The organism is Algoriphagus lacus, from assembly GCF_003583985.1.
GTDB lineage: Bacteria > Bacteroidota > Bacteroidia > Cytophagales > Cyclobacteriaceae > Algoriphagus > Algoriphagus lacus.
In genome coordinates this window covers 397,406-419,481 of sequence record NZ_QXML01000002.1, presented here as the reverse complement: position 1 = coordinate 419,481, position 22,076 = coordinate 397,406, and the positions used below count along the sequence as shown (strand labels likewise).

Genomic DNA, 22,076 nt, shown 5'->3' with positions numbered 1-22,076 from the left:
ATCCGAAATCGACTTATCTTTTTCCCATTCCTGGAGGCATCATTCGGCTCATTGCTTGCTTGGCACCGCCCATTTTATTCATCTGCTTCATCAGCTTTCGCATATCGTCAAACTGCTTCATCAAATTATTGACTTCGGTAATGGTTCTTCCTGAACCGTCAGCAATTCGCTTTCTACGTCTGCCATCGATAATATCCGGATTCTGACGCTCTTTTGGAGTCATACTTCGGATGATCGCTTCGATCGGCTTGAATGAATCATCATCGATATCCAGACCTTTCATTGCCTTACCCATTCCTGGGATCATTCCGATCAGGTCTTTGATGTTACCCATCTTTTTTACCTGCTCAAGCTGAGATAGAAAATCATCAAAATTGAAGTTGTTTTGGCGTATCTTGGCATTGATCCGCTTGGCTTCGTCTTCGTCAAAGGATTGCTGGGCACGCTCCACGAGGGAAATCACGTCACCCATGCCGAGGATTCGCTGAGCCATTCGATCCGGATGGAACACATCCAGATTCTCCATTTTTTCACCAGTAGAGATAAACTTGATCGGCTTGTTGACTACGTGGCGGATCGAAATCGCCGCACCACCTCGGGTGTCACCATCCAATTTGGTTAAGACTACTCCGTCAAAATCCAAGCGCTCGTCAAAGGTCTTTGCGGTGTTCACTGCATCCTGACCGGTCATCGAGTCGACGACGAAAAGAGTTTCAGAAGGATTGAGCGCTTTTTTCAACTGCTCGATCTCTTTCATCATCTGCTCGTCCACTGCCAATCTTCCGGCGGTATCGACTACGACAGTCTTTTTGCCTGTCTTTTTGGCGTAAGCGATCGCATTGTTGGCGATTTCAAGCGCATTTTTATTTTCAGGCTCGGAATATACTTCCACACCGATTTGCTCTCCCAATACTTTCAGCTGATCGATCGCAGCAGGTCGGTAAATGTCACAAGCCACTAACAGCACTTGTCTGCCTTGTCGCTTCAGCAAGCTCCCCAGCTTACCAGTAAATGTCGTCTTACCCGAACCCTGCAAACCTGAAATCAGAATCACTGCCGGGTCACCGCTGAGTTTGATGTCCACCTTGGAGCCTCCCATGAGTTTGGTCAATTCCTCCTGGGTAATTTTGACCAGGAGCTGTCCTGGAGAAACGGAGATCAAAACGTCCCGGCCCATGGCCTCGTCCTTGATCTTGTCGGTGACTTCCTTGGCTACTTTATAGTTGACGTCGGCATCGATCAGGGCTCTTCTGATCTCCTTTACGGTGGATGCTACGTTGATTTCGGTGATTTTTCCGGTACCCTTCAGGGTTTTGAAGGCCCGGTCCAGCTTTAAACTTAAATTATCAAACATTCGGCTCTGCGTCTATTTGCTGCAAAAGTAATGAATTTACCGAGGGATAGAAAGCTGATTTCAGCCTATTCCGGGTATTAATCAACCGGGGTTTAGGTTTAAATTCCTAATTTGCGGCTGCATTTGATGTTTTCCGGAAAATCCCCTTTCATGCAAATTAATTTTCAGAAAGACCTGCTTCCCCACCTGCTGGGTATCGTCCTTTTTTATGCCATTGTAGTCCTGTATTTCTCTCCGATGGTATTCGACGGAAAGATCATCTTCCAAAGCGATATCCTTCAATGGGAAGGCTCCGCCAAAGCCGTGATGGACTATCGGGAAAAAACCGGCGAACAGGCGCTTTGGACCAATAGCATGTTTGGCGGAATGCCTGCCTACTTTGTGAGTCTGGAATTTCCCGGCGACATCACCAATGCTCTGATTTCTGTCCTAACACTTGGACTTCCCCACCCGATTAACGGACTGTTTTTCGGAATGCTGGGCATGTACATTTTGTTGCTCAGTTTTGGTGTACGTCCCGTTTTCTCCATGGCAGGAGCAATCGCTTTTACCCTAAACACCTACAACCTCCTTTCCCTCGAGGCAGGGCACAACGCCAAAATCTGGGCAGTTTGCCTGATTCCGCTGATTTTAGCAGGTATTCATCTCGCCTTTGAGCGAAAAAGAATCCTCGGAGCAGCGCTTTTAGCCTTGGGACTATTACTCCAACTGAAATTCAATCACCTTCAGATCACCTATTACACCCTGATCATTTCAGTGGTTTATGTAGTAGTTCGCTTGATCTTTGACTGGAAAAAGGAAGGTGTTTCCGGCCTTTCCAAGACCATTGGTTTTTTGGTTTTGGGAGCTATTTTGGCAGTGGGTGGCAACCTCGGAAGACTGGCCACAGCCCTCGAATACAGTCCCTATTCTACTCGGGGAAACTCTACCTTGGAAGCGAAATCTTCCGGACTGGACAAGGATTACGCCTTTGATTGGTCCAATGGCAAACTCGAAACCCTAACCCTGCTCGTCCCTGATTTCTATGGCGGCGGAAGCAACACCCCGCTACCCAAAAATTCTGAATCCGAAAAAGCACTTCGAGCCCAAGGGGTAGATGCGGCTCAAATCAATGGTTTTTTGAAAGGAGCCCCAACTTATTGGGGAGATCAGCCATTCACCGGAGGACCAATATACGGGGGAGTAATCCTGGTTTTCCTGGCAATTCTGGGCATTTGGGCAGCACCAAAAGAAAGCCTGATCACGTTTGGAGTGATCATTGTCCTTTCTCTGATGCTGAGCTGGGGAAAAAATCTTGCTTGGTTTAATTACCTGCTGTTTGACATTTTACCCGGATACAACAAGTTTCGGGCAGTTTCGATGGCATTGGGAATGACGCTGTTTGCAATTCCGGTACTTGGAATGATTTCTTTGGAACGGCTTGCGCAAAAAGGGGAACTCAAGCCTTTGCTCTATGCAGGCGGAATTGTCGGTGGATTGATCTTAATATTGGCTGTAGCATCAAGTGCATTTTTTCGGTTTGAAGGAGCAGCGGATGCAAGTTTTCCGGACTGGCTGGCTTCGGCGATGAAGGCCGACCGAAAAGCCATGCTTTCTGCCTCTGCCTGGAAAAGCTTTGCCTTTGTAGCCTTGGCAGCAGGAATGATCTATTTTTACCTCAAAGGAAAAATATCTGACCAACTACTTGGCCTAGGTCTGATTGCATTGATTGCAGTGGATCTTTGGACCATCAACAGACGCTACCTCAATACCGAATCCTTTCAGGGAAATCCCTCGAGACAGTTTTTTGCAGAGACACCCGCAGAAAAATCCATTGCACAGGACCAAGGTTATTTCCGGGTTCTTCCACTTACCGAAGGTCTAACCCAAGGGGCAAGAACCAGCTATCGGTTTAACAGCTTAGGAGGATATCATGGCGCCAAACTACGCCGGTATCAGGATTTAGTGGAAAATCAACTTCAGCCTGAGCTGGAGGAATTTGTCACCAAAGCACAGGAAGGAACCTTTGATTGGGAAGGAACCGGAGTGATCAATATGCTGAACACCAAATACCTGATCGCAGGAGCCGAAGCCAATGGAGTTTTTGAGAATCCACAGGCAAATGGCCCCGCTTGGGTTCCATCTGAGCTCGTCTCGGTAAGCACCAATCAGGAAGAAATGGATCAACTGGGAACCTTGAACACCAAATCTCAGGCAACCCTAAATACCCAGGAATTCGGGCAAATTGCTGCCGGCGCAGGACAGATCACCCTGATTTCAAATGCTCCAAACGAATTGAAATACAAAGCATCCATGACACAGGGAGGATTGGGAGTTTTCTCCGAAATCTACTATCCCAAAGGCTGGACAGCCACGATAGACGGAAAAGAAGTCCCAATTTTGCGGGTGAACTACCTGCTGCGAGGTTTGGAAATCCCTGCAGGAGAACATGAGGTTGTATTTACCTTTGCACCCTCCAGCTACTATTCGACCAAGACCCCGATGGTCATTTTCCAATATCTGATCCTGTTTACCTTGATCGCAGGAGTATTCTTCACTTACAAGGAAAGTCATGCAAACGCCTAAGCCAGAGCAAAAAGAGCAGGTCGTCAGTTTCTACGATCAGTTTGCCGAAAAGCAACAAAAAACCGGCATCAACTCCCGGCATCTCAGCATCCTGGACAAGGTAAAGGCCGCCGGATTGCATTCCAACCATCGGATTTTGGAGGTTGGTTGCGGGATTGGGACAGTGTCTCATCTTCTGGCTACCCAAGTGAAAGACGGTGCTGTACTTGCGGTGGACATTTCTCCGGAAAGCATCGAAAAAGCAAAAGTCCTCTGGAAGGATCAGTCCAACCTGAGCTTTGAAGTTTCGGACATGTCTGACTTTGAGAAAAGCGGAGTAAAATTTGACTTTTTCGTATTCCCTGACGTATTGGAGCACATTCCGGTGGAGCAACATGACCGGCTTTTCCAGAATATCAGCAAACATGCCCATGCAGATTCAGTGATTTTCATTCATATTCCAGCACCCCGCTACCTGCAGTGGATGATCGAAAACCAGCCCGAAAAGCTTCAGGTCATCGACCAGCCTCTGAATACCGGCACCTTGGTTTCCACCATCAGTGCCCATGGTTTTTACCTGGAAAAGATGGAAACTTATCCTCTTTTCTTTGCCGAAAAGGACTACCAATACTTTGTCTTTCGTGCAGAAAAACCGCTAAAAAACTCCACTCCGCTCAGTAAGTGGACGGTGCTGAAAGAACGATTGAGCATTCGCCTGAAATACGGCCTAACCAAATAAAACAACCCGAAAAAATGAAAATTCAGGAAAATGCAGTGGTAGGATTGACCTACGAACTCAAAGTGAGCAAAGAAGAAGACGGTATCGAGTCGGCACCTTTCAGTGTGGAAATCCGCGATGAGGAAGATCCGTTTTATTTCCTGTTTGGGAACAGTGGGCTACCTGAAAAATTCGAAGAACTCCTTGGTGGAAAGGAAGATGGAGAAGACTTTTCTTTCACGCTTAGTATGGTAGATGCTTACGGAGAACCCGATGACGAACTTGTGATTACTTTGCCCAAAAGCCAGTTTTCCGGAGAACGGGGTTTTTCCCCTGAGATGCTGGAGGAAGGCAATTTTCTTCCCCTTATGGATGAGAACGGGTACAGCATGCAGGCAAAAGTCCTGAAAGATTTGGGAGAGAACCTACTTCTTGACTTCAACCATCCCTTGGTTGGTTTTGACCTGCATTTTGAGGGGAAAATCATTGAAGTACGGGAAGCTTCCAAGGAAGAACTTGCCCATGGACATGTGCATGGCGAGCACGGAGCGCATGAATAAGTAGGCAGTTTGCATTGGTCAGTAGGCAATTGGTTTTGTCAGGCTGATCAACTTACCTGGGGTAGTGGGGATACGAAAAAATCAACCTAGAGTGGGATCGAATTTGCTCACAGATTACTCAGATGTTCACAGATGTTTTTAATCTGTGCTGTTCTGCGTCATCTGTGAGCATTTTATTTTAAGACTTCAATACAAGTACTTTCTCATCATCAAAATGAAGGTAAACCCGGTCGCCAACTTGGTATTTTCGGAAGGGATCATCTACCTCCCATACCTGGCCACCATTTTTTAACTGGACCAAAAGAGAATTGTAATGCACCAGATACCGCTGATCTACCACTCTGCCCAGAATTTCTCCTTTGGTGCGAAGGCGGACATCGGCAGGCCGGATATAGCTGTCGAACCGGTCAGGAATCAAATTGATCGGAGAAAAAAGCCGGGCCACATAGCGAGTCTTAGGATGTTCGCAGAGATCGCGTGAATTCCCTTTTTGAACCACTTTACCTTTTTGAAGAATCAAAATAGAGTCAGTCAATCGAAGTGCATCGTCCAATTCATGGGTTACAAAAATTACTGTGGTTCCCATTTCATGGAGAAGTTCTTTAAGCTCAAAAATCAGTTTATGCTTCTGAATGCGGTCGAGGTGACTGAATGGCTCATCCAAAAGCAAAACTTCCGGCTCAACAGCCAATGCCTGGGCAATTGCCACTTTCTGTTGCTGTCCGCCGCTCAACTGTCTGGGAAATCGCTCACTGTAAGCGTCGAGTCCGAGCTGATCCAACAGCCTTTTCACCCGCTGTTTCCGATAGCTGGGATCAAAGTTTAGCAAGGGTCGGGAGATATTTTCCAGTACGGTGGAATTGGGAAACAGCTGGTAATCTTGGTGAATCAACTTGATTTCATCGTATCCGGGCACCAGTTTTTTGGCGGGATTTTCAATCAGCCGATCACCCAACCAAACCTCCCCGGTGGTCTGCACCGCCAAACCTGCCAAAATTCTCAGCAGTGTGCTTTTACCCGATCCGCTTTCTCCTACAATGGCTAAAAAGGATCCCCGCTCCAGTTCCAAGGAAAATTCCTGAAGCGCAACATGAGAATCATAGGACTTGGAAACTTTTCGGATGGATAGGTAAGGCATTTTCGGATTCGAGATTTGAGATTCGACATTCGACATTCGAAGTTCGATGTTCGATATTACTTGAAAATTTGGAAGTTAGGAAGTTGGAAGTTGGGAAGTGTCACCCTGAGCACCTGACCAACGAGAGTTGGGAAGTTCGAAGGATTGAAAAGTTTTCCGGAGTCTTTGTATGAAAATGACCACCCCCTGCTATTCTTGCCAATTTGTAATTGGCTAATCTCACTAAGGTCACCTAGGTATGAAGATTCTTGGGATAAATTCTAGCTTTCCTGATGTAGTGGCTAATTCTGACCGTCCAACTATTCGTGCACTTATCAAATGGAAAATGGAATCAGTGATATTCAAGACAGCACAGGACAATCCCCAGAGTTAGTTTTCCTATCTATTGCTTTCCAAAATCCTGTCATGAAAAAAACAAGTAATCTTTTACTGCTCCTCATCAACCTTTTCTTTCTTGACTATCAGCCATTGCTTGCCCAGGCGAAAAGCCAAGCAGTCGACCCTGATTCACCGGTAGTAAGCTTCGGATCTACACCCAAAGAGGCCTTGCTGGTGGGAGAAAAGGATGCAGGCCGTCTAGTGATCATCGATCCAGAAACTCTTGAAGTGGTGGCGCGTATTCCCGCTGGAGGAAATCTTCATGAATTGGCGACCGATGGGCGGTATGTGTACATCGGCTCCAATCTTCCCGGAATCACGGTGGTGGATGCGATTGCTCAAAAGCGGGTGGAGCCCATTGACATCAGCGCATTTGGAGACCGTCATGCCATTATTTTTGCAGGCAGTCATCTTTATGTGGGCCATGAAACCAACCGCCTGATCTCACGCTATGATCCGGCAACAAAGAAGTTTGACGAGATCATCGGACTCCCCGGAGGATCGCACATGCTCCTCGTCACTCCCGATGAACAGCGTATCTTTACCGCGAGCAGCAATGGCCAAGTGATTGCCATTATCGATCGGGTAACCAATGAAAGAGGCCGGAAAAATTTGGTGTTCACTACTTTTCCAGGAGACACCCGAATGGAAGGCATGGCCCTTTCACCCGATGGGAAGGAGTTTTGGGCCTTGCACATGAATGCCAAGAAAATATCGATCATCAATGTGCCTGAAAAAAAACTGATCGACACCATTTCATTTGAAGGCGGATTGAACAATCGGATAAAGTTTACAACGGACGGTAAATACGTTTTGATGAATGAGCTGCAGGGAAACGAACTACGGGTCTGGGATGTGGCTACACGTAAAGAGGTCAAGCGAATTGATGTGGGTGCCGGCGGGGAAGGTATCTTCATCGATCCGGTACGTCCCCGGGCCTACTATACGGTAAGTGCCGGGAACAAACTTGTTGTGATTGACACCAACACCATGACGGTGATCAAAGAAATACCCGGCCTTCTGAACCCCGATGGTATGGATTGGTTTAGTGCAAAATAGCTTTCAATACGCTGACTTTAAGCCGATTTAGAACTCCACCCCCATTACATACTTAACTTCTATGTGTCCTCAGACCCATAAATATGGGTACTAACCCCCTTTGGGTGCTGCATAGAACTTGAAATTGACAATTCTTCTTAAGAATACTTTGCCGGACATTGCAGCTCCGAACTGAAACATTGAGGCTTTTAACTGTAATAGAGTTCTATCCAAAACCGGAATAGTTTTAAAACTCGCTGTGGCTGAACACTGCGACTGACTACTCCACAGCTCACGACTTAACCTTCACCACTTACTAAAACGACTGCAACTGTTCAATATGGTTTTGGGTTCGTGGAATTGACCTCGGCAAATTGGGGATTTTAGAACAAAGCCTGGAAGCCTTGGCACGAAAAAAGTAGCCCCCTGCTTCCTGAGTTCGATGCAATTTTAATTGTTTTTCAGGCTGAATTGTGAATGAAACATATATTCAATCAACTGAACCCGTGAGCTGAAATTCCTTTTTCAACGGTTTCATTCCATTTTGTTCAAGGCAATTCAACAAAGTCGTTGATCGAATATTCACTTTTATTCAAAATTTTATTTCCTGTTTGTAGCATTCAGTAAATAGCAAACGTCTAATCTTCAATTCAGGATTCCTCCCATAATCAACCCTACCCGTTATGAAGACTTTTGGAATACGCTTAGTGACTTTGGTCTTGGTGATATCAGGGATTTTTCTTTCCTGTCAGGATGAAATCTCCACCACCTACACCTACCGGACGATGATGCCGATTTACCTGGAAATGAGTGATGTCAGAGCCCGAATGATCTCCGTCTCGCCACCCCAGCCATTGGACAATCCTGGAAAAATCTACATCTATGGGGATTATCTGCTGATCAATGAACCTCAGGAAGGGATCCACATTTTGGACAATTCCAATCCTGCCAACCCGATTAATAAAAGCTTCATCCCTATTCAGGGAAACGTGGACATGGCAATCAATGACAACAAACTCTATGCAGACAGCTATGTGGATTTGTTGGTTTTTGACATCAGTGCGATCAACAACATCAAACTGATCAACAGGGTGAAGGATGTATTTACCCACCTATATTCCCATGATACCGGAGTAGTGGTGACTTTAAAAGATTCGGTTGTGACGGTGGATTCCGAGAGTTGGTTGACCGATCGGGGATTCTTCCTGGCAAATTCCTCTGCATCTTTTGCATCAAACTTTTCCGAAGCTTCCAAGAGCTATGGACAGGGTGGTTCCATGGCTCGATTTACGCTGATGAGTGATCACCTTTACGCTGTTGATCAAACCAGTTTGAAGGTTTTTGATGTTAAAAACCCTTCGGAACCTTCATTTTTGAAAAACATCAATTTGGGTTGGGGCATTGAAACCATCTTCCCTTTTCAGGAAAAACTCTTCATCGGTTCCAACCGGGGAATGCATATCTACGATGCGAAAAATCCCTCTGCACCGACCAAAATGTCGGTTTACGAGCATGTTTTGGCCTGTGATCCAGTGGTAGTCAATGAGGAACATGCCTTTGTCACCTTGAGAAGTGGGAACTTCTGCTTCAATGGAGTCAACGAGTTGCAGATCATTGACATCAAAAATCCTTACTCCCCAAAACTGAAAAAAGCCTATCCCATGTTAAATCCTCATGGATTGGGTTTGGCCGGGGACTATCTCTATTTGGCTGAGGGCACACATGGATTGAAGAGCTTTAAAGTCAACGACGTCATGACAATTGACCAAAACCAGTTGGAATTTCTCCAGTCCATGAAATCAGTGGATTTGATCCCAGGACCAAAATCCCTGATTGTCATCGGTCCTGAAGGAGTTTGTCAGTTTGACTACAGCGTTCCAAACAAGTTGAAAAAGTTGAGTTGCATCGATGTCAAAAATCCGGTGGTGGTGAAGTAAACAGTGAGCAGTGAGCTGTAAGCAGTGTTCAGTCTCAGGCTATCAGGCTGTACAATGTCGAGGCCAGTCTCAGCATCCAATCACACTATTTGTGTACACCGGAAATATTACAACTGTGAGAAATCTATAACCTTTTCCAATTGTAACCCCATTCAGAAAATGAAAGTAATCCTTCTGATTCTTGTGATTTATCTTTTGTTCATCTCCACAGGATATGGTCAGGATAAGGTCTATTACAATCAGACAGAAGTGGGCGCTTTGTTTGGTAAAGGCCAGGAACTTTGGAATGGTGAACATGATTCCAGGCTGGGTTTTTCGCTGATCACTTTTCATGGTGCAAAAATTTCCAAGTACCATGTAGTCGGATTTTCTCTGGGGTTTGACCAGTACGAATCGATTTCCATCATTCCTTTTGCGCTGGGTTGGAGAGGGTTTTTAGGAAAAGAAAACCGACCTCAGCTCATTGGAGGGCTTGATTTTGGGGGAGGTTCAGCCATTTTGGAGAAAAAAGAAAATACAGAATGGTATGAAAGCTGGTACGAAGGAGGCTTGATGTACAGCCCTTCCATCGGGGTAAAGTTGCCTGCAAAAAAAGGAAAGACTTCACTTACCCTAACCATTGCCTACAAAAGTCAGAAAGCAGGATATTTTCAGGGATTCTTTGACCAGGGACTTACTCCCAGACCACTAACGAATTCCAACCTTCCTCCCGGATATAATTCGATTACGGAAACTTTTTACCAATTCCACAGTCTTGTGGCAAGAATTGGTTTAGCCTTCTGATCAAGACCTTACAGATTTGGTCGAAACCACTTCACGGCATTGTGGAAATAAATTTTGTCCACCACTTCTTTGGGGAGCTTTTGGCCCTGAAATCCCCCATTTACCTCGGCCACTTCCATCCAGTCTTCGCTAACAAAATACTTCCAATCTTCCAGCCAAGTGGCTTTTGCATTGGCTTTTACCCGTTCTGCATCCGGATTCCCGGAGATTCCCAAGTCAGTTCCATAGATCAACCGATCCTGGTATTTGATGATAAAATCACGGACTTTTTCCCGATCCTTTTGGCTTTGAAACTGGAGATGCCCAATTCGTGCTGCCATATCCACAGCCATGTTTGGAAAGCGGTCAAGCCGTTTGGCTAATTCGTCCACATTCCATTCCACACTTCCCAAATGCGCCCCCACAAAGCGGATTTGTGGGAATTTAGCCAGTAGATTGTCTCTGGCTTCCACTTGCTGCTCATAGCTGGGATACTCCGGATGAAGGTACATGTGATACTCCGGATGCTCTTTGAAATAGGTTCGGTCATTGTTGACGGTCATTTCTTCCAGGGGAAGCCAGCAGTTTCGTGGCTCACCCAAATGGGCCATCAGCGTTTTATCCTGCCCAATGAGAAATCGAAAAATCGGTTCGAGCCTGGGATGATCCGCCATGATGAACTTGCCATTTTCATCCTTGTAAGTCATTCCGATGTTTTTCCAGATTTTGATCCCGAGGGCACCCTTTTCAAAAGAATCCCTTATTCTTGCAATTTCCTTTTCTGCCCAGTCCGGAGAACTCCAATCTTCGAGAGAAATGGTGGACAAAAAATCGAGGTGTTCTGGATTTTTTGCCTTTTGATGGAGTGCCAATCGAAGCTGTTCCGGGAGTTCTGGATAGCTGGGAGCATCCACATTGACCGTCAGGAGAAAAAAATTGGACTCGATTCCGGCTTCGGCCAATGCTGTACTTTCCGAATTGTGATGGGTATGGGTATCGATTTTCCTGACTTTGGAAAAATCCTCCAACGTGTAGAATTCCTCAGTATCTGTAAGGAACAAACCGGATATCATAGGAATCAAAAAGGGAAGGACAAACTCTAGCATAGGTCAGGTGATTATGGGCTACCTGAATATAAAAAATAAAGGTGTTTAATAAATAAACACCTCGGAATTCAGAAACTGAAATTTATTGATCCAATAAAGACTGGATTTCGGCCTTTTCTCCTCACATCAGCCTTTTGGCCGTCCACACAATCAACGCAAATAGGAAGACGATAATCGAAATCTTGTTGATTCCATGCATCATACGCAGGTTGAAATTGGATTTTGCGTTGGGATCCGGCTTTTGAAATACCCTTACAAAGTAATTACCCACCTCTCCTAACTTGAAGAATTCCTTTACTTGATTTTTTTCTGCCATGATGATTCAGATTTTAAAGTTCAACAGATTGAGGATAGGATAAGTTTAATTTTTTTGAAAGATATGCTTTCGAACTAGGATGGGAGGACTCCATTCAAGCGGATTGAATTGTCGAAACAATCTTGTCACTTTCCGATTTAGTAGGCTCTATTTAAAGCTTTTCAATGAGATCAAGAGTATGTCTGACAGAAACCCGTCAAGTCACACAGCATCCTGCGCTCATTAAATCATCTCCGGCTCGATCCACATCCCATCTTCCCGGATGATGTTGATCAATTCGTCTACTGCTTTTTCGGATGGAACGGATTTTTTCATCACTTCTTTCCCTTTGTAAAGTGTGATTTTTCCTTTTCCTGAACCAACATAACCGTAATCCGCATCGGCCATTTCACCAGGTCCGTTTACGATGCAGCCCATAATGCCGATTTTGACTCCCTTCAGGTGATCGGTTCGCTTGCGGATCATCGCCGTGGTCTCCTGTAAATCAAACAATGTTCTGCCACAGGAAGGACAGGAAATGTATTCCGTCTTGGACATTCTTGTACGAGCTGCCTGAAGCACTCCAAAACCCACTGAATTGTGCAACTTGATCTGGTCAAGGATCTCCTGACGGGAATGATCGCCTTCTTTTTCGAGAGAGATAAAAATCCCGTCTCCAAGCCCGTCAATCAGCAATCCTCCCACATCCGTGGCAGAATAGAGCGTGGTCATATCGGCAGATTGATCCGGATAGCTAACTTTGACCACCACAGGAATTTCTGACTTAGACTCCAGCAAACTCACAAATGCCCGTCTCAAAGCAGGCATGGAATGGGTATTGGCAGTTTTCAAAATTAGAACCGTATCCTTTCGGACTGCTACAGCAGCAATTGTTTCCTCAATTTCGGTATCCCACACTTCCAGGAAGTTCAACTCGGAATGGAATCTTTTTCCCTGCTTGAATTCTTCCAAAGTGAAAAGCGGAAACTTGTTCACTTGATCGGGAGCTTTTTCCCAAACAGAGAAATTTTGAATCTCTTTCATGCCATTTGGAAGCATAAAAGGAATGGGATTGGAACCCGAATACACAAAATCGCAACCCTGATCGTTCATTTTCCACTTGTCGAGTTCCGGCAAATAGAAATGCCCGACAGCCTTCATTTCGCGGTCAGTTATTTTTTCAATTTTGGAAATATCGGTGATCACCCGAGGCACATTATGTCCGCCAAAATTGTAAATCTCGGAGACGTGCCGCTTGTTGTATTCGAATGGGGTAATCGGATATTGAGAGATATAGGAAATCGGAGCATGATTTGACCTACCGGTGTAACGATCGATCAGAGCTTTGGCAACTGGCGCCTCAAACTCCGGATCTTCGGTCAACGAAACACGAACAGTGTCTCCCAATCCATCCTCAAGCAAGGTTCCTATTCCCACAGCTGATTTGATACGCCCGTCTTCTGCTTCTCCAGCCTCAGTCACTCCTAGGTGAAGTGGATATGGCTTAAATCTTCCTTCATTAAGCTTTTGCACCAAAAGTCGGTAGGCCTGTACCATCACTTGGGTATTGGAAGACTTCATGGAAACCACGATGTCGAAAAATTTTTCGTCCTCGCAAATCCGGAGAAATTCCAATGCAGATTCCACCATCCCAATTGGAGTATCTCCGTATCGGCTCATGATTCGGTCAGAAAGTGAGCCGTGATTGGTACCGATTCGCATAGCTGTCCCGTTTTCCTTACAGATTTTCACCAAAGGCAAAAATCGATCGCGGATCCGGTCCAACTCTTCGGCGTAGCTGGCATCGGTATAGTCGATTACTTCAAATTTCTTTTTATCGGCGTAGTTGCCCGGATTGATACGGACTTTCTCCACAATTCGGGCCGCAAGTTCCGCGGCATTGGGAGTGAAGTGGATATCTGCAACCAATGGGGTCTGATAGCCTCTTTTGCGAAGCTCAGCTTTGATATTCCGGAGGTTTTCGGCCTCCTTGATACTTGGAGCCGTGATTCGGATAAGTTCACAGCCCGACTCGATCATCCGAATGGATTGCTCCACCGAGCCAAGTGTATCCATAGTGTCAACCGTTGTCATGGATTGAACCACAATCGGGTTGTCTCCGCCGATGATGACATCACCTACGCGAACGGGAATGGTTTTTCTTCTTGAATAGCGCGTTAAGCTATCGCAATACAGGGAATCGAGGGTGTTGATCAGTGACTCCATAGCTTATATATCTCCTAGTTGGGGGCGGATAACAATTTCTTCAACAACAGTTTGCGGGGAAAGGTTATAAGCGCCCCACACGCTTTCGGCTACATCCTGAGCACGAACAAAACGCTCCATAGGCAGGTCCACTCCTGCCCAGCTGTCGGTCAGCGTGGCACCGGGAAGGATTGAAGTGACTTTGACATAGTGTGGCTTTAGCTCTTCTCTGAGGCACTTGGTCATGCCAAGCATCGCCCATTTGGTCACCGCATAGCTACCTCCATTTGGATAGGCAGTCAATCCCGCGATCGATCCCATGCTGAAAATATGTCCGGACTTTCTGTGGATCATCTCGTTGACAAATGCCCGGGTGAGGTAATAGGCTGAAAAAAGATTGGTTTGAATCATAAATTCAAAGTTTCCTTCGGGCTCATTGTGAATCGAACCTGGCAGAAAAACGCCTGTATTATTCACCAAAACATCAGGAATTTCCACTGCTTTGACAGCCTCGGAAAACAGAGTGACTTCTTCTTTTTTTGAAAGGTCTGCTTCCATCGCCAATACCTTGATTCCCGGGTGATTTTCCTCCAAATGAGTTTTCAAGGACTCCAGATCACGCCTGTTTCTCGCACAGGTATAAATATCAAATCCTTCCTTGGCAAATCGCTCAACGATAGCCCGGCCGATTCCTTTTGTACCGCCTGTGACCAGAATACTTTTGCTCATTTTGTTAGCAGTTTAATAATTAGCATGACAACTAACTACAGCAAGCAAAGTTACATTTTTTTATCAAAACAGTGCGGAGACTTGCATTCTGCCAATATGAACCACTCGCTCCAGGCCCTCGGAATTACGTCCTTCATACACGAGATTGAGCTGTAGGCCCTCTCCGATCTTTTGCAGCCAGTTGAGCGACCAGGTAACGTTTGTTCCCGGAGTCAAGGCCTGTAGCATTTCATAGCCCACAGGAGAATTTACCTCACCGTTGTAATCGATTTGGATGAATTTGAGATTTCCAGTTAGTGTGGTTTTGATAGCTTTCGCGTATCGGATATCCAGACCAAGCTGATGGACTTTAGCTTTCTCTTCAAATTCCAGGTTGGAGGTGTTTTGTTTTCCTGTGAAAGAATAAGACCCGGTAGTTCGGAAAAAGGGTGTCGGCTGCCAAGCCAACTCGGGACCAATTGAAGCCTGCTCAACGGTATAGTTTCGGTTTTCCAGAAAATCAGAAGCCGAAATCCGGTTACCCGTACTTCCAATAATCCGCAAAGTCATCACAGAATTAAAGTTGAACCGGGTATTGAGCTTCCAATCCTGCAGGATTTGGTCTTCAAACCCTCCGGAAAGCAATTGCTTCAACTGGGAATCAAAAAGCGAAAGATCAAATCCGTATTTGGCGGAAGCCCGGTTGAAAAAAAAGCTGGTCCGAATGATCTGCCGAAGCGAAAGAATCTGCTCCCGATCCACCGAACCGATAAAGGGATTCACCCGGTCCCAAAAATCATCGGAGGTTACCTTTTTTTCCACACTCAAACTGGAGGTATTGGAAAACTTATGCAGGAATTGACGCAGCCCTCCTGATTCCTTCCAGCTCTGTGGGAAATTGGCCTGTATGCGGTAATTGAGCAAACTGGTGTACGCTTGAACGTACGTGTCGGTCGGGACAAAAATCTTGATGTACTGCTTTTCTTCCGGATTTATCGCAAGGTAAAATTCGTTGAGTTGCTGGATTCCATCTCCATTGTCGTCCCTCCAGGTGTGGGTTCCGTCTCCGTTAGTGGCAGGCAAATAGACAAATTCCCGCTGAAGTTCCCGGCCATTTCCGATCGCATAACTCACCTCATTTCGGATCAGATTTTTACCCAAATTCCCTGAATAATCGACTTTCCCCAACAGGGTAAGCTCGGTCGGCAAGTCTCGCTGAAGAAACTCCAACTCCCGATAGGTGAATGTGCTGCTCAGGCTGTGATTCGCCCATTGCTTTCGAAAGGTGAAATTGGACGTAAAGGCCCTCGTGTCATCTACCAGTTTCCCAGCAGCAGGAAGCCGGTCTTCCCTCCAAGCTGCATCGGCCGAAAAGGCATAACTCAAGGAATCATTGCTTCGCAAAAAAACCAGATGCTCCTTGAAGTTCATCGCCGTACTGACTATCGAATCGGTCTCGGAATTTTTAAGGGCATTGCGATCCAATGAAAACTGATAGCCTGGAACAAAGATTTTTGACTGAAAACTGGCATTGCCCAAATATCGGGTCCAGTCTGAATTCAGCGTGTCCTGTTCACTGTTGAGCCTAAAAAATTCCTGGCGCAATCGGAGTCTTTTACCGATTTCAGTATTCCAGTTGGCAGTGTGTTGGGAACCGCTCAAGACATTTTCCCGGTTTCGGAGGTAAAGTTTGTAATTGAAGGAATTTCGTGCGTCTTTCTCCAAGCCTACTTGGGTAAGAAAAAACCGCTCTGCAGCTGCCTGTTCCAGCTTTTCCTGAGAAAGCCCCCAATCCCGGTCAAACTCAATGTATCTGAATCGGTCGATGAAATTAAAGTTGGTCGAATTGTATTCGAATTCAGTCAGTCCTTTGAATCGATAGCCTTTGAAAAGACCAAGTTCACGGTCTTCAGACTGTAGCCCGATTTTCCAGCCCAAGCCTTCATTATCTGAGTCGTCCAGTTCCGAAAACAAATTCTTGTCCCTCGAAGAAAGTGCTACTTCGGAATAGATTTTCTCATGTTCCCCAAGTTTTATCCGGGTACCGGCAGTGGTCATTCTTCGGGTATCAGGAGCCGGCAATTGGGTCAAAATGGAATAATCCCCCTGAGGCTGTCCGTTCAATCTCGGTACATATTCATAGACCGTCCCATTGGAGAGTTGATTGAGTCGACGATAATCACCCAAACCGGAACCCACCTGTGAGAACGAAAGCGCAAAATGGGCCACTTCCGGATCAGTGGAATAACGGTAAAAGGTCACCGGGATTCCCAAATCGCTTTCCGAGGTAACCTTTTCATACAAGATTCGGGTGGGATCAAAAGCAACCGAGTCGATTCTCGGGATGACGGCATTTTCCACCTCATCACCAACAGAAGCCAGCAAGGCTTGTTCCTCTTGAGTCAATTCCGTAAACAAAGGCCGGTTTCGGTTGTCTTTTTCCTGGTAATAGTTGACATAGAAATCCACCTTCCCGTTAGTCTGCAGATGATTTGCTCCCAAAATGGATCGGGAATAATTCCGCTCTGCATATTCAAAGTCCACCCTTACCCTGGAATATTGGGTAATCAATACTTTGGGTGTGAAGGTGATTTCAGCTTGATTGTAGTCGATGACATAATCGGCATTGAACCCTCGCTGAAGAAGTTTTCCATCCAAAAACACCCGTTCCGAATTGGCCATAATCACCACAAAACGCTCGTTATTCGGCCCGTTCAGCCGATAGGGCCCCAGAACACCTTCCAAAATCGGAACTTGAATGGAAGCAAATTTCCCTTTGGCCACCGAGACAAAACCCTGGGAACTCGCCTCCCAGTTGTTTTTTAGCTTGTACTTGGAAGTAAACTGAAGGCCTTGGACATTTTTGTAATAACGCAAAAACTCAGACTGCCGCTGCTGCAACACCACATCACCTGCCGCCAATCGGAAATTGTCATTGAACAACTCAATCAGGACATTGTCGAAATCCTGGATTTGCTGTGTATTCCCCTCGGGTTGGAAAGGAACGTTTTGATCAGTAATGCTGGCTCGGATTTTCAGGTTTTCTCCGATATCTCCTTCCAGCTGCAGATTCAGCGCAGAGTTAACAAAGACATTTTGGGTATTTCCAAAAGAAACTCCCCGTGTCAGACTACCCGTTTTGTAGAGATTGCTACTAGGAAATAGCTCCTCCCGGATATCAAAATCCGGCAAAGTCTGGACTCGGTTATCCTTGAATAATGCCGTAGAATCGTAATCGGCCAACAAAGTTCTTTTGGAAAATCGTTGATCCAATCGAATGGCCAAGGTCCTGTAACAAACCTGAACTGAATCCGGGGTTTGATTTTCGGGAAAATCAATCTGAAGTGTCCGTCGGCTTAAATCATATTTGAAGGAATAATTTTTCCCCGTTTTATCTGTGATGCGGATACTTTCCTGAAGGGAGGAAAGGGAATCCAGTTCAGCGGGATTTTCAAAATAGGCCGCAGGAAACCAACGGCATTTTTCCTGAGCCTGAGCAGACCAACTCAAGCAAAAAATCAAAATCCAGGAAATGATCCAAAATCGCATTGAAACTGTCAGCCTATTTCTTTCAAGGTACTAAAAAGCCCTATTTATTGAATCAGAGGAAAGGTGAGATAGAATGTAGTGCCCTTCCCTACCTCCGTATCAAACCAGATTTTTCCGCCGGCGGTTTCTACCCCGCTTTTTGCAATAGCCAAGCCCAGTCCTGAACCGGTAGATTTGGTGCTGAAATTTGGAATAAAAATCTTGTCCCGAAGTTCGAGTGGAATACCTTTTCCATTGTCGGTAATTTCCAAAAACACGGCTTGCTCAGTCATCCAAAGCCAAATCTTGATGTGGGGAGTAGAATCTTGCTTGGCTGCTTGAATACCATTGATGATCAAATTGGAGATTACCCTTCCAAATAGCTTGTCATCTCCCATAATCGGAATTTCATCCGTGTAGGAATCGTCCTGAAAATCCAGCTGAATGCGCTTGTCATTTTTGAAAAGTTCCAAAACCTTCATCACCACCCCTTTGAAATTCATCAGTTCATTTTTTGGAAGCGGCATTTTGGCAAAAGTGGAAAAGGAAGAAGCGATTCCGCTTAATGCATCCACTTGGTGAATCAGTGTTTCAAGAGACTTTCGAAGCTTTTCCTGATCCTCGAGCTTTCCCTCCTGCTCCAGTCGAAGCAAATGCTGAAGGGTCAACTTCATCGGGGTAAGTGGATTTTTGATTTCGTGGGCTACTTGCTTGGCCATTTCTCGCCAGGCGGATTCCTTTTCGGTGGAAGCCAGGACTTTTTTACTGGCTTCCAGCTTGTAAAGCATGTTGTTGTATTCGTTCACTAGAAGACCGATTTCATCTTTGGAAGCCCAGTACATGGGTTCGTTATTTTCCAGGTTGGTGGTCTTCAGCTTTTGAGTAAGTAGTTTGAAAGGCAGGGTCAGATTTTTGGAAACAAAAGAGGATACAATCAAAAACAAGATGAAAATGATCACAAATGCATTGAAGATATTGCTGAGGACATCCGAAATCAAGGAATTGAGTTCTGTCTCGGATTCAAAAAAAGGCACAGCCAAAATGCCGATAATAGACTGATCGACCTGAGAAGGCACCGCTAAGTAAACTGTTTGGTATCGAAGCTTACCGATCTTCTCATCGAGCAGCAGTTGAATTTGGTTTTTTTCCAGTATCCCGGACATGGCGGCTGGGTTGATCCAAGGCGCCAGGATTTTTTTGTCGAAAATATTCGGTCGGTTGGTGGACTCTAAAAATCCTTGTGTGGTGAAGAGATGGATGTCACTTGCAATGGTATTGGCGAGCGTATTCACTTCTTCATTAAGCAGATCTCGATCTACACTCGTCGGATTTTGATTGTTGAAAAATGCCCCCAGATTACTTCGGATCAAGCTGGCTTTTTCGATGTACTGCCTGTTGAGGTCATCCCGGTAGCTTCCTCCCAATAACCCCACCGTTATGATTGAAATAATGATGATGGGGAAAAAGAATGCGAAGTTCAGGTATAACTGAAGTTTCGTCGAGTAATTGAATTCAAAATCCCGATAGCCTTTGAGTAAGGTGTTGAGTAGAATGGCCAGGAAAGTCAGAAATACAAAGGCTACAAAAAACAGGGAGATGTTACCGAAAAACTGGGAAAGGGACAATGTTGGCGATGACAAAACGATCACCTCTTCTCCATTTCTAAGGCCGAAATGGTGATAACCTTGAACTAGAATCCCACTTTCGAATAATTGATTTCTGTCCAGATCATCCAGAAACTCAACCTGATTATAATTGAATGTCCCTGAACTCCTCAGCAATTCCCTTTCTTTGAAAACAGCATAATCATAGGAAAGGGGGTCAAGCTTTTCAGCGTATTTTCGGTCGAGCAAAAGTCGTGGATAAACACTTCCCGGCTGGACCCGAAGTTGGTTTAATTCCAAGTAAATCGTTCCCAGAAGATTATTTTCCCGAACTATCGGAATGAATGCAACAAATCTGTTGCTGGCAGTAGTCTCTTTTCCCCGAATAAAATAAAGATCCCTGACTCCCGTAGCATAGTCACTTTTGACATATTGTTGGCGCAATTCCCGCAATTCAGAAGCCTCTGCAGGTCCCTGAATCTGTTGTCCGGAAGCAGAGAAGATCCGAATTACCACTTCAAACTGGTCAAAATAATTATCCAAGTAGATTTTCCTGATTTTAGTTTCCACTGGATCTTTTGACAGAAGCGGGTCAGCCAATCGATTTTGGACAAAAAGATCACTTTTCACCCGGGTAAAGATATCCCCGAGGAAAAACTCAGTCATCACATCATTTTCGATCAGGTTTTGGTTGGCAAATCGGGTTTTTGACTGAATAAGCCGTTCCCGCTCTGTCTGGAAGGTGCTAATTCCTGCAATAATTGCGGTGATCAATGACGCATAGAAAAAAGTCAAAAATGTATCCAGCCCCAAACGGAAGATGTTTTGATACAATTCAAACCGAATGATGGTGAATAGAAATATCAAGTGAATAAGCCAAATCACCCCTAACCAAAAACTGGAAAACAAGGCGATCGCCAGAACAGGTAGGCCAAGGATTGCTAGGTAATGGTAATAAGTGCGTTTTTCCTTTTGAACACTAAGCAACAGACTAAAAAGCGTGAGAGACAACAATACATAAACCGATCCCCACAGGAACAAAATCAAAAAACTCAAGGCCTTGAATATATCAAAAGTAGGAATGGATCGGATATCCAGAATCCACTGAGAATTGAAAATCAAATCTCTAGGAAGAAACCAGACTAAGCCAAAAAAAACGGTGCTGACAACAAGTGTGAAAATCAGACCATACTCAAAGTTTCGGCCTTCCTTCAGAAAGGTGGCTTTTTGGAATGACGTTTTGGAGGAAAGCTGATATATCACCAACCCCAAAATAAATCCCAAGCAGAACGTATTTAGCAATAAATCTCCTAAGCTTGGATTGAGCCAAGATGATGCATAATTAACCGGATCAAAAAGGGCGAATTCAAAAAAATCTCCCGGGAAATTGAGCAGTAGCATGGACAATCGTATTGCTGCCAAAACCAAAAAACCATATCCTATTGTCTGCCATTGATGACCTTCTTTCCATTTTTTCCTCAGAAAATCAAAACTGAACAAAAAGTAAAGCAAGAAAAGCGAGCAGATGAAAATCAGCAAGGGGGTGTTTGAAACCCTACCCACAGGTTCGTAGCCGAGTTGAAAACTGATTCCAAACATCGCTTTGCCAGATTCTGAAAGAACCTGAAATGCCCCATCGGAAGGATTAGCAAAAAGCTGAAACCGCTCATTCCCAAAGAAATCAGGATTGGGTCCAGTCTTCAGGTAATCATTTTCTATTGATCCTGGCCAAATCAGACGTAATGCCTGGACCAAATAATAGTCAGTTGTATTTCTTTTGATCTTTCTGATTTTCACAAAAAAGGTCCCAAAGGGATCTTCTAAAAGCTGGTACTCCTTGCCAAGATCCAGTTGGGAAAAATCCAAGGTTAGGGTAAAATCCGACCAAAAAAGCAACTTCCCTGAGGTATCAAGCAAAAAGAATGGATGGATATGTTCAGGATTCCCAAGTCGCTCAAAAGTAATGGGGTCCTCAGGTCTCACCTCCATAAGTACCCGGATAAAATCCTCATCAAACTGTTTATCTACCCGCTGAACCCGATGCTGGACAGCCTCAAAGTATTTCTCTTCTTCGCTTTTCTGGAAAACGAAAAAATTTAAAACAAGGACAATGAGAAGGGAAACTACACTGATCAAAATGACCAGTCGTCGGGTATGGAAGCTCATGTAGGTTAAAAATAAAAAAGCAAAGTCTGGTATCA

Annotated in this window: 14 protein-coding genes; 6 read left to right on the top strand and 8 right to left on the bottom strand. The window is 45.1% G+C overall.

The features are described 5' to 3' along the window. Positions 1 to 13: 13 nt before the first annotated feature. Entirely contained in the window at positions 14 to 1,354 is a 1,341-nt protein-coding gene (ffh, locus tag D0X99_RS05945) for a signal recognition particle protein (protein WP_119476723.1), read from the bottom strand. A gap of 150 nt (positions 1,355 to 1,504) precedes the next feature. Here ffh and D0X99_RS05940 point away from each other — a divergent pair, with 150 nt between their 5' ends. The 3 genes from D0X99_RS05940 to D0X99_RS05930 are packed head-to-tail and all read left to right on the top strand — an operon-like array spanning position 1,505 to position 5,176. Next, entirely contained in the window at positions 1,505 to 3,919 is a 2,415-nt protein-coding gene (locus D0X99_RS05940) for a YfhO family protein (protein WP_119476971.1), read from the top strand. Then, positions 3,906 to 4,637 carry a class I SAM-dependent methyltransferase gene (locus D0X99_RS05935; RefSeq protein ID WP_119476722.1) on the top strand — a complete coding sequence of 244 codons (732 nt, stop codon included), beginning with the start codon at positions 3,906 to 3,908 and terminating at the stop codon, positions 4,635 to 4,637. Before D0X99_RS05940 ends, D0X99_RS05935 begins: the two co-directional genes overlap by 14 nt. Before the next feature lie 14 nt (positions 4,638 to 4,651). Beyond that, positions 4,652 to 5,176 carry an FKBP-type peptidyl-prolyl cis-trans isomerase gene (locus D0X99_RS05930; protein ID WP_119476721.1) on the top strand — a complete coding sequence of 175 codons (525 nt, stop codon included), beginning with the start codon at positions 4,652 to 4,654 and terminating at the stop codon, positions 5,174 to 5,176. Positions 5,177 to 5,354: 178 nt separating this feature from the next. Here D0X99_RS05930 and D0X99_RS05925 read toward each other — a convergent pair whose 3' ends face one another. Further along, positions 5,355 to 6,314: an ABC transporter ATP-binding protein gene (locus tag D0X99_RS05925; RefSeq protein WP_119476970.1), complete on the bottom strand. Its 960-nt coding sequence runs from the start codon at positions 6,312 to 6,314 to the stop codon at positions 5,355 to 5,357. Between the two features lie 405 nt (positions 6,315 to 6,719). Between D0X99_RS05925 and D0X99_RS05920 the strand changes: the two genes are divergently transcribed. The 3 genes from D0X99_RS05920 (at position 6,720) to D0X99_RS05910 (ending at position 10,450) form a co-directional block, all read left to right on the top strand. Further along, positions 6,720 to 7,751, top strand: coding sequence for a YncE family protein (locus tag D0X99_RS05920; RefSeq protein ID WP_147392192.1), 1,032 nt, complete (start codon positions 6,720 to 6,722; stop codon positions 7,749 to 7,751). Positions 7,752 to 8,413: 662 nt separating this feature from the next. Further along, positions 8,414 to 9,667 carry an LVIVD repeat-containing protein gene (locus D0X99_RS05915; protein ID WP_119476719.1) on the top strand — a complete coding sequence of 418 codons (1,254 nt, stop codon included), beginning with the start codon at positions 8,414 to 8,416 and terminating at the stop codon, positions 9,665 to 9,667. Between the two features lie 159 nt (positions 9,668 to 9,826). Next, the gene (locus D0X99_RS05910; protein WP_119476718.1) at positions 9,827 to 10,450 is read left to right on the top strand and encodes a hypothetical protein; all 624 of its coding nucleotides are present in this window, start codon (positions 9,827 to 9,829) and stop codon (positions 10,448 to 10,450) included. 8 nt (positions 10,451 to 10,458) lie between these two features. On the opposite strand, the gene D0X99_RS05905 is transcribed toward D0X99_RS05910, so the two are convergent. The 6 genes from D0X99_RS05905 to D0X99_RS05880 all read right to left on the bottom strand — a co-directional run bounded on the left by D0X99_RS05905 (position 10,459) and on the right by D0X99_RS05880 (position 22,041). Next, entirely contained in the window at positions 10,459 to 11,535 is a 1,077-nt protein-coding gene (locus D0X99_RS05905) for an amidohydrolase family protein (protein WP_233553662.1), read from the bottom strand. 121 nt (positions 11,536 to 11,656) lie between these two features. Beyond that, positions 11,657 to 11,851, bottom strand: coding sequence for a DUF6728 family protein (locus D0X99_RS05900; protein ID WP_119476717.1), 195 nt, complete (start codon positions 11,849 to 11,851; stop codon positions 11,657 to 11,659). 222 nt (positions 11,852 to 12,073) lie between these two features. After that, the gene (ispG, locus tag D0X99_RS05895) at positions 12,074 to 14,056 is read right to left on the bottom strand and encodes a (E)-4-hydroxy-3-methylbut-2-enyl-diphosphate synthase (protein ID WP_119476716.1); all 1,983 of its coding nucleotides are present in this window, start codon (positions 14,054 to 14,056) and stop codon (positions 12,074 to 12,076) included. Positions 14,057 to 14,059: 3 nt separating this feature from the next. Then, positions 14,060 to 14,764: an SDR family oxidoreductase gene (locus tag D0X99_RS05890; RefSeq protein ID WP_119476715.1), complete on the bottom strand. Its 705-nt coding sequence runs from the start codon at positions 14,762 to 14,764 to the stop codon at positions 14,060 to 14,062. 63 nt (positions 14,765 to 14,827) lie between these two features. Beyond that, positions 14,828 to 18,292, bottom strand: a complete 3,465-nt coding sequence (locus D0X99_RS05885) for a hypothetical protein (protein WP_119476714.1) — start codon at positions 18,290 to 18,292, stop codon at positions 14,828 to 14,830. A gap of 44 nt (positions 18,293 to 18,336) precedes the next feature. Next, positions 18,337 to 22,041, bottom strand: a complete 3,705-nt coding sequence (locus D0X99_RS05880) for an ATP-binding protein (RefSeq protein WP_119476713.1) — start codon at positions 22,039 to 22,041, stop codon at positions 18,337 to 18,339. Between the last annotated feature and the right edge of the window lie 35 nt (positions 22,042 to 22,076).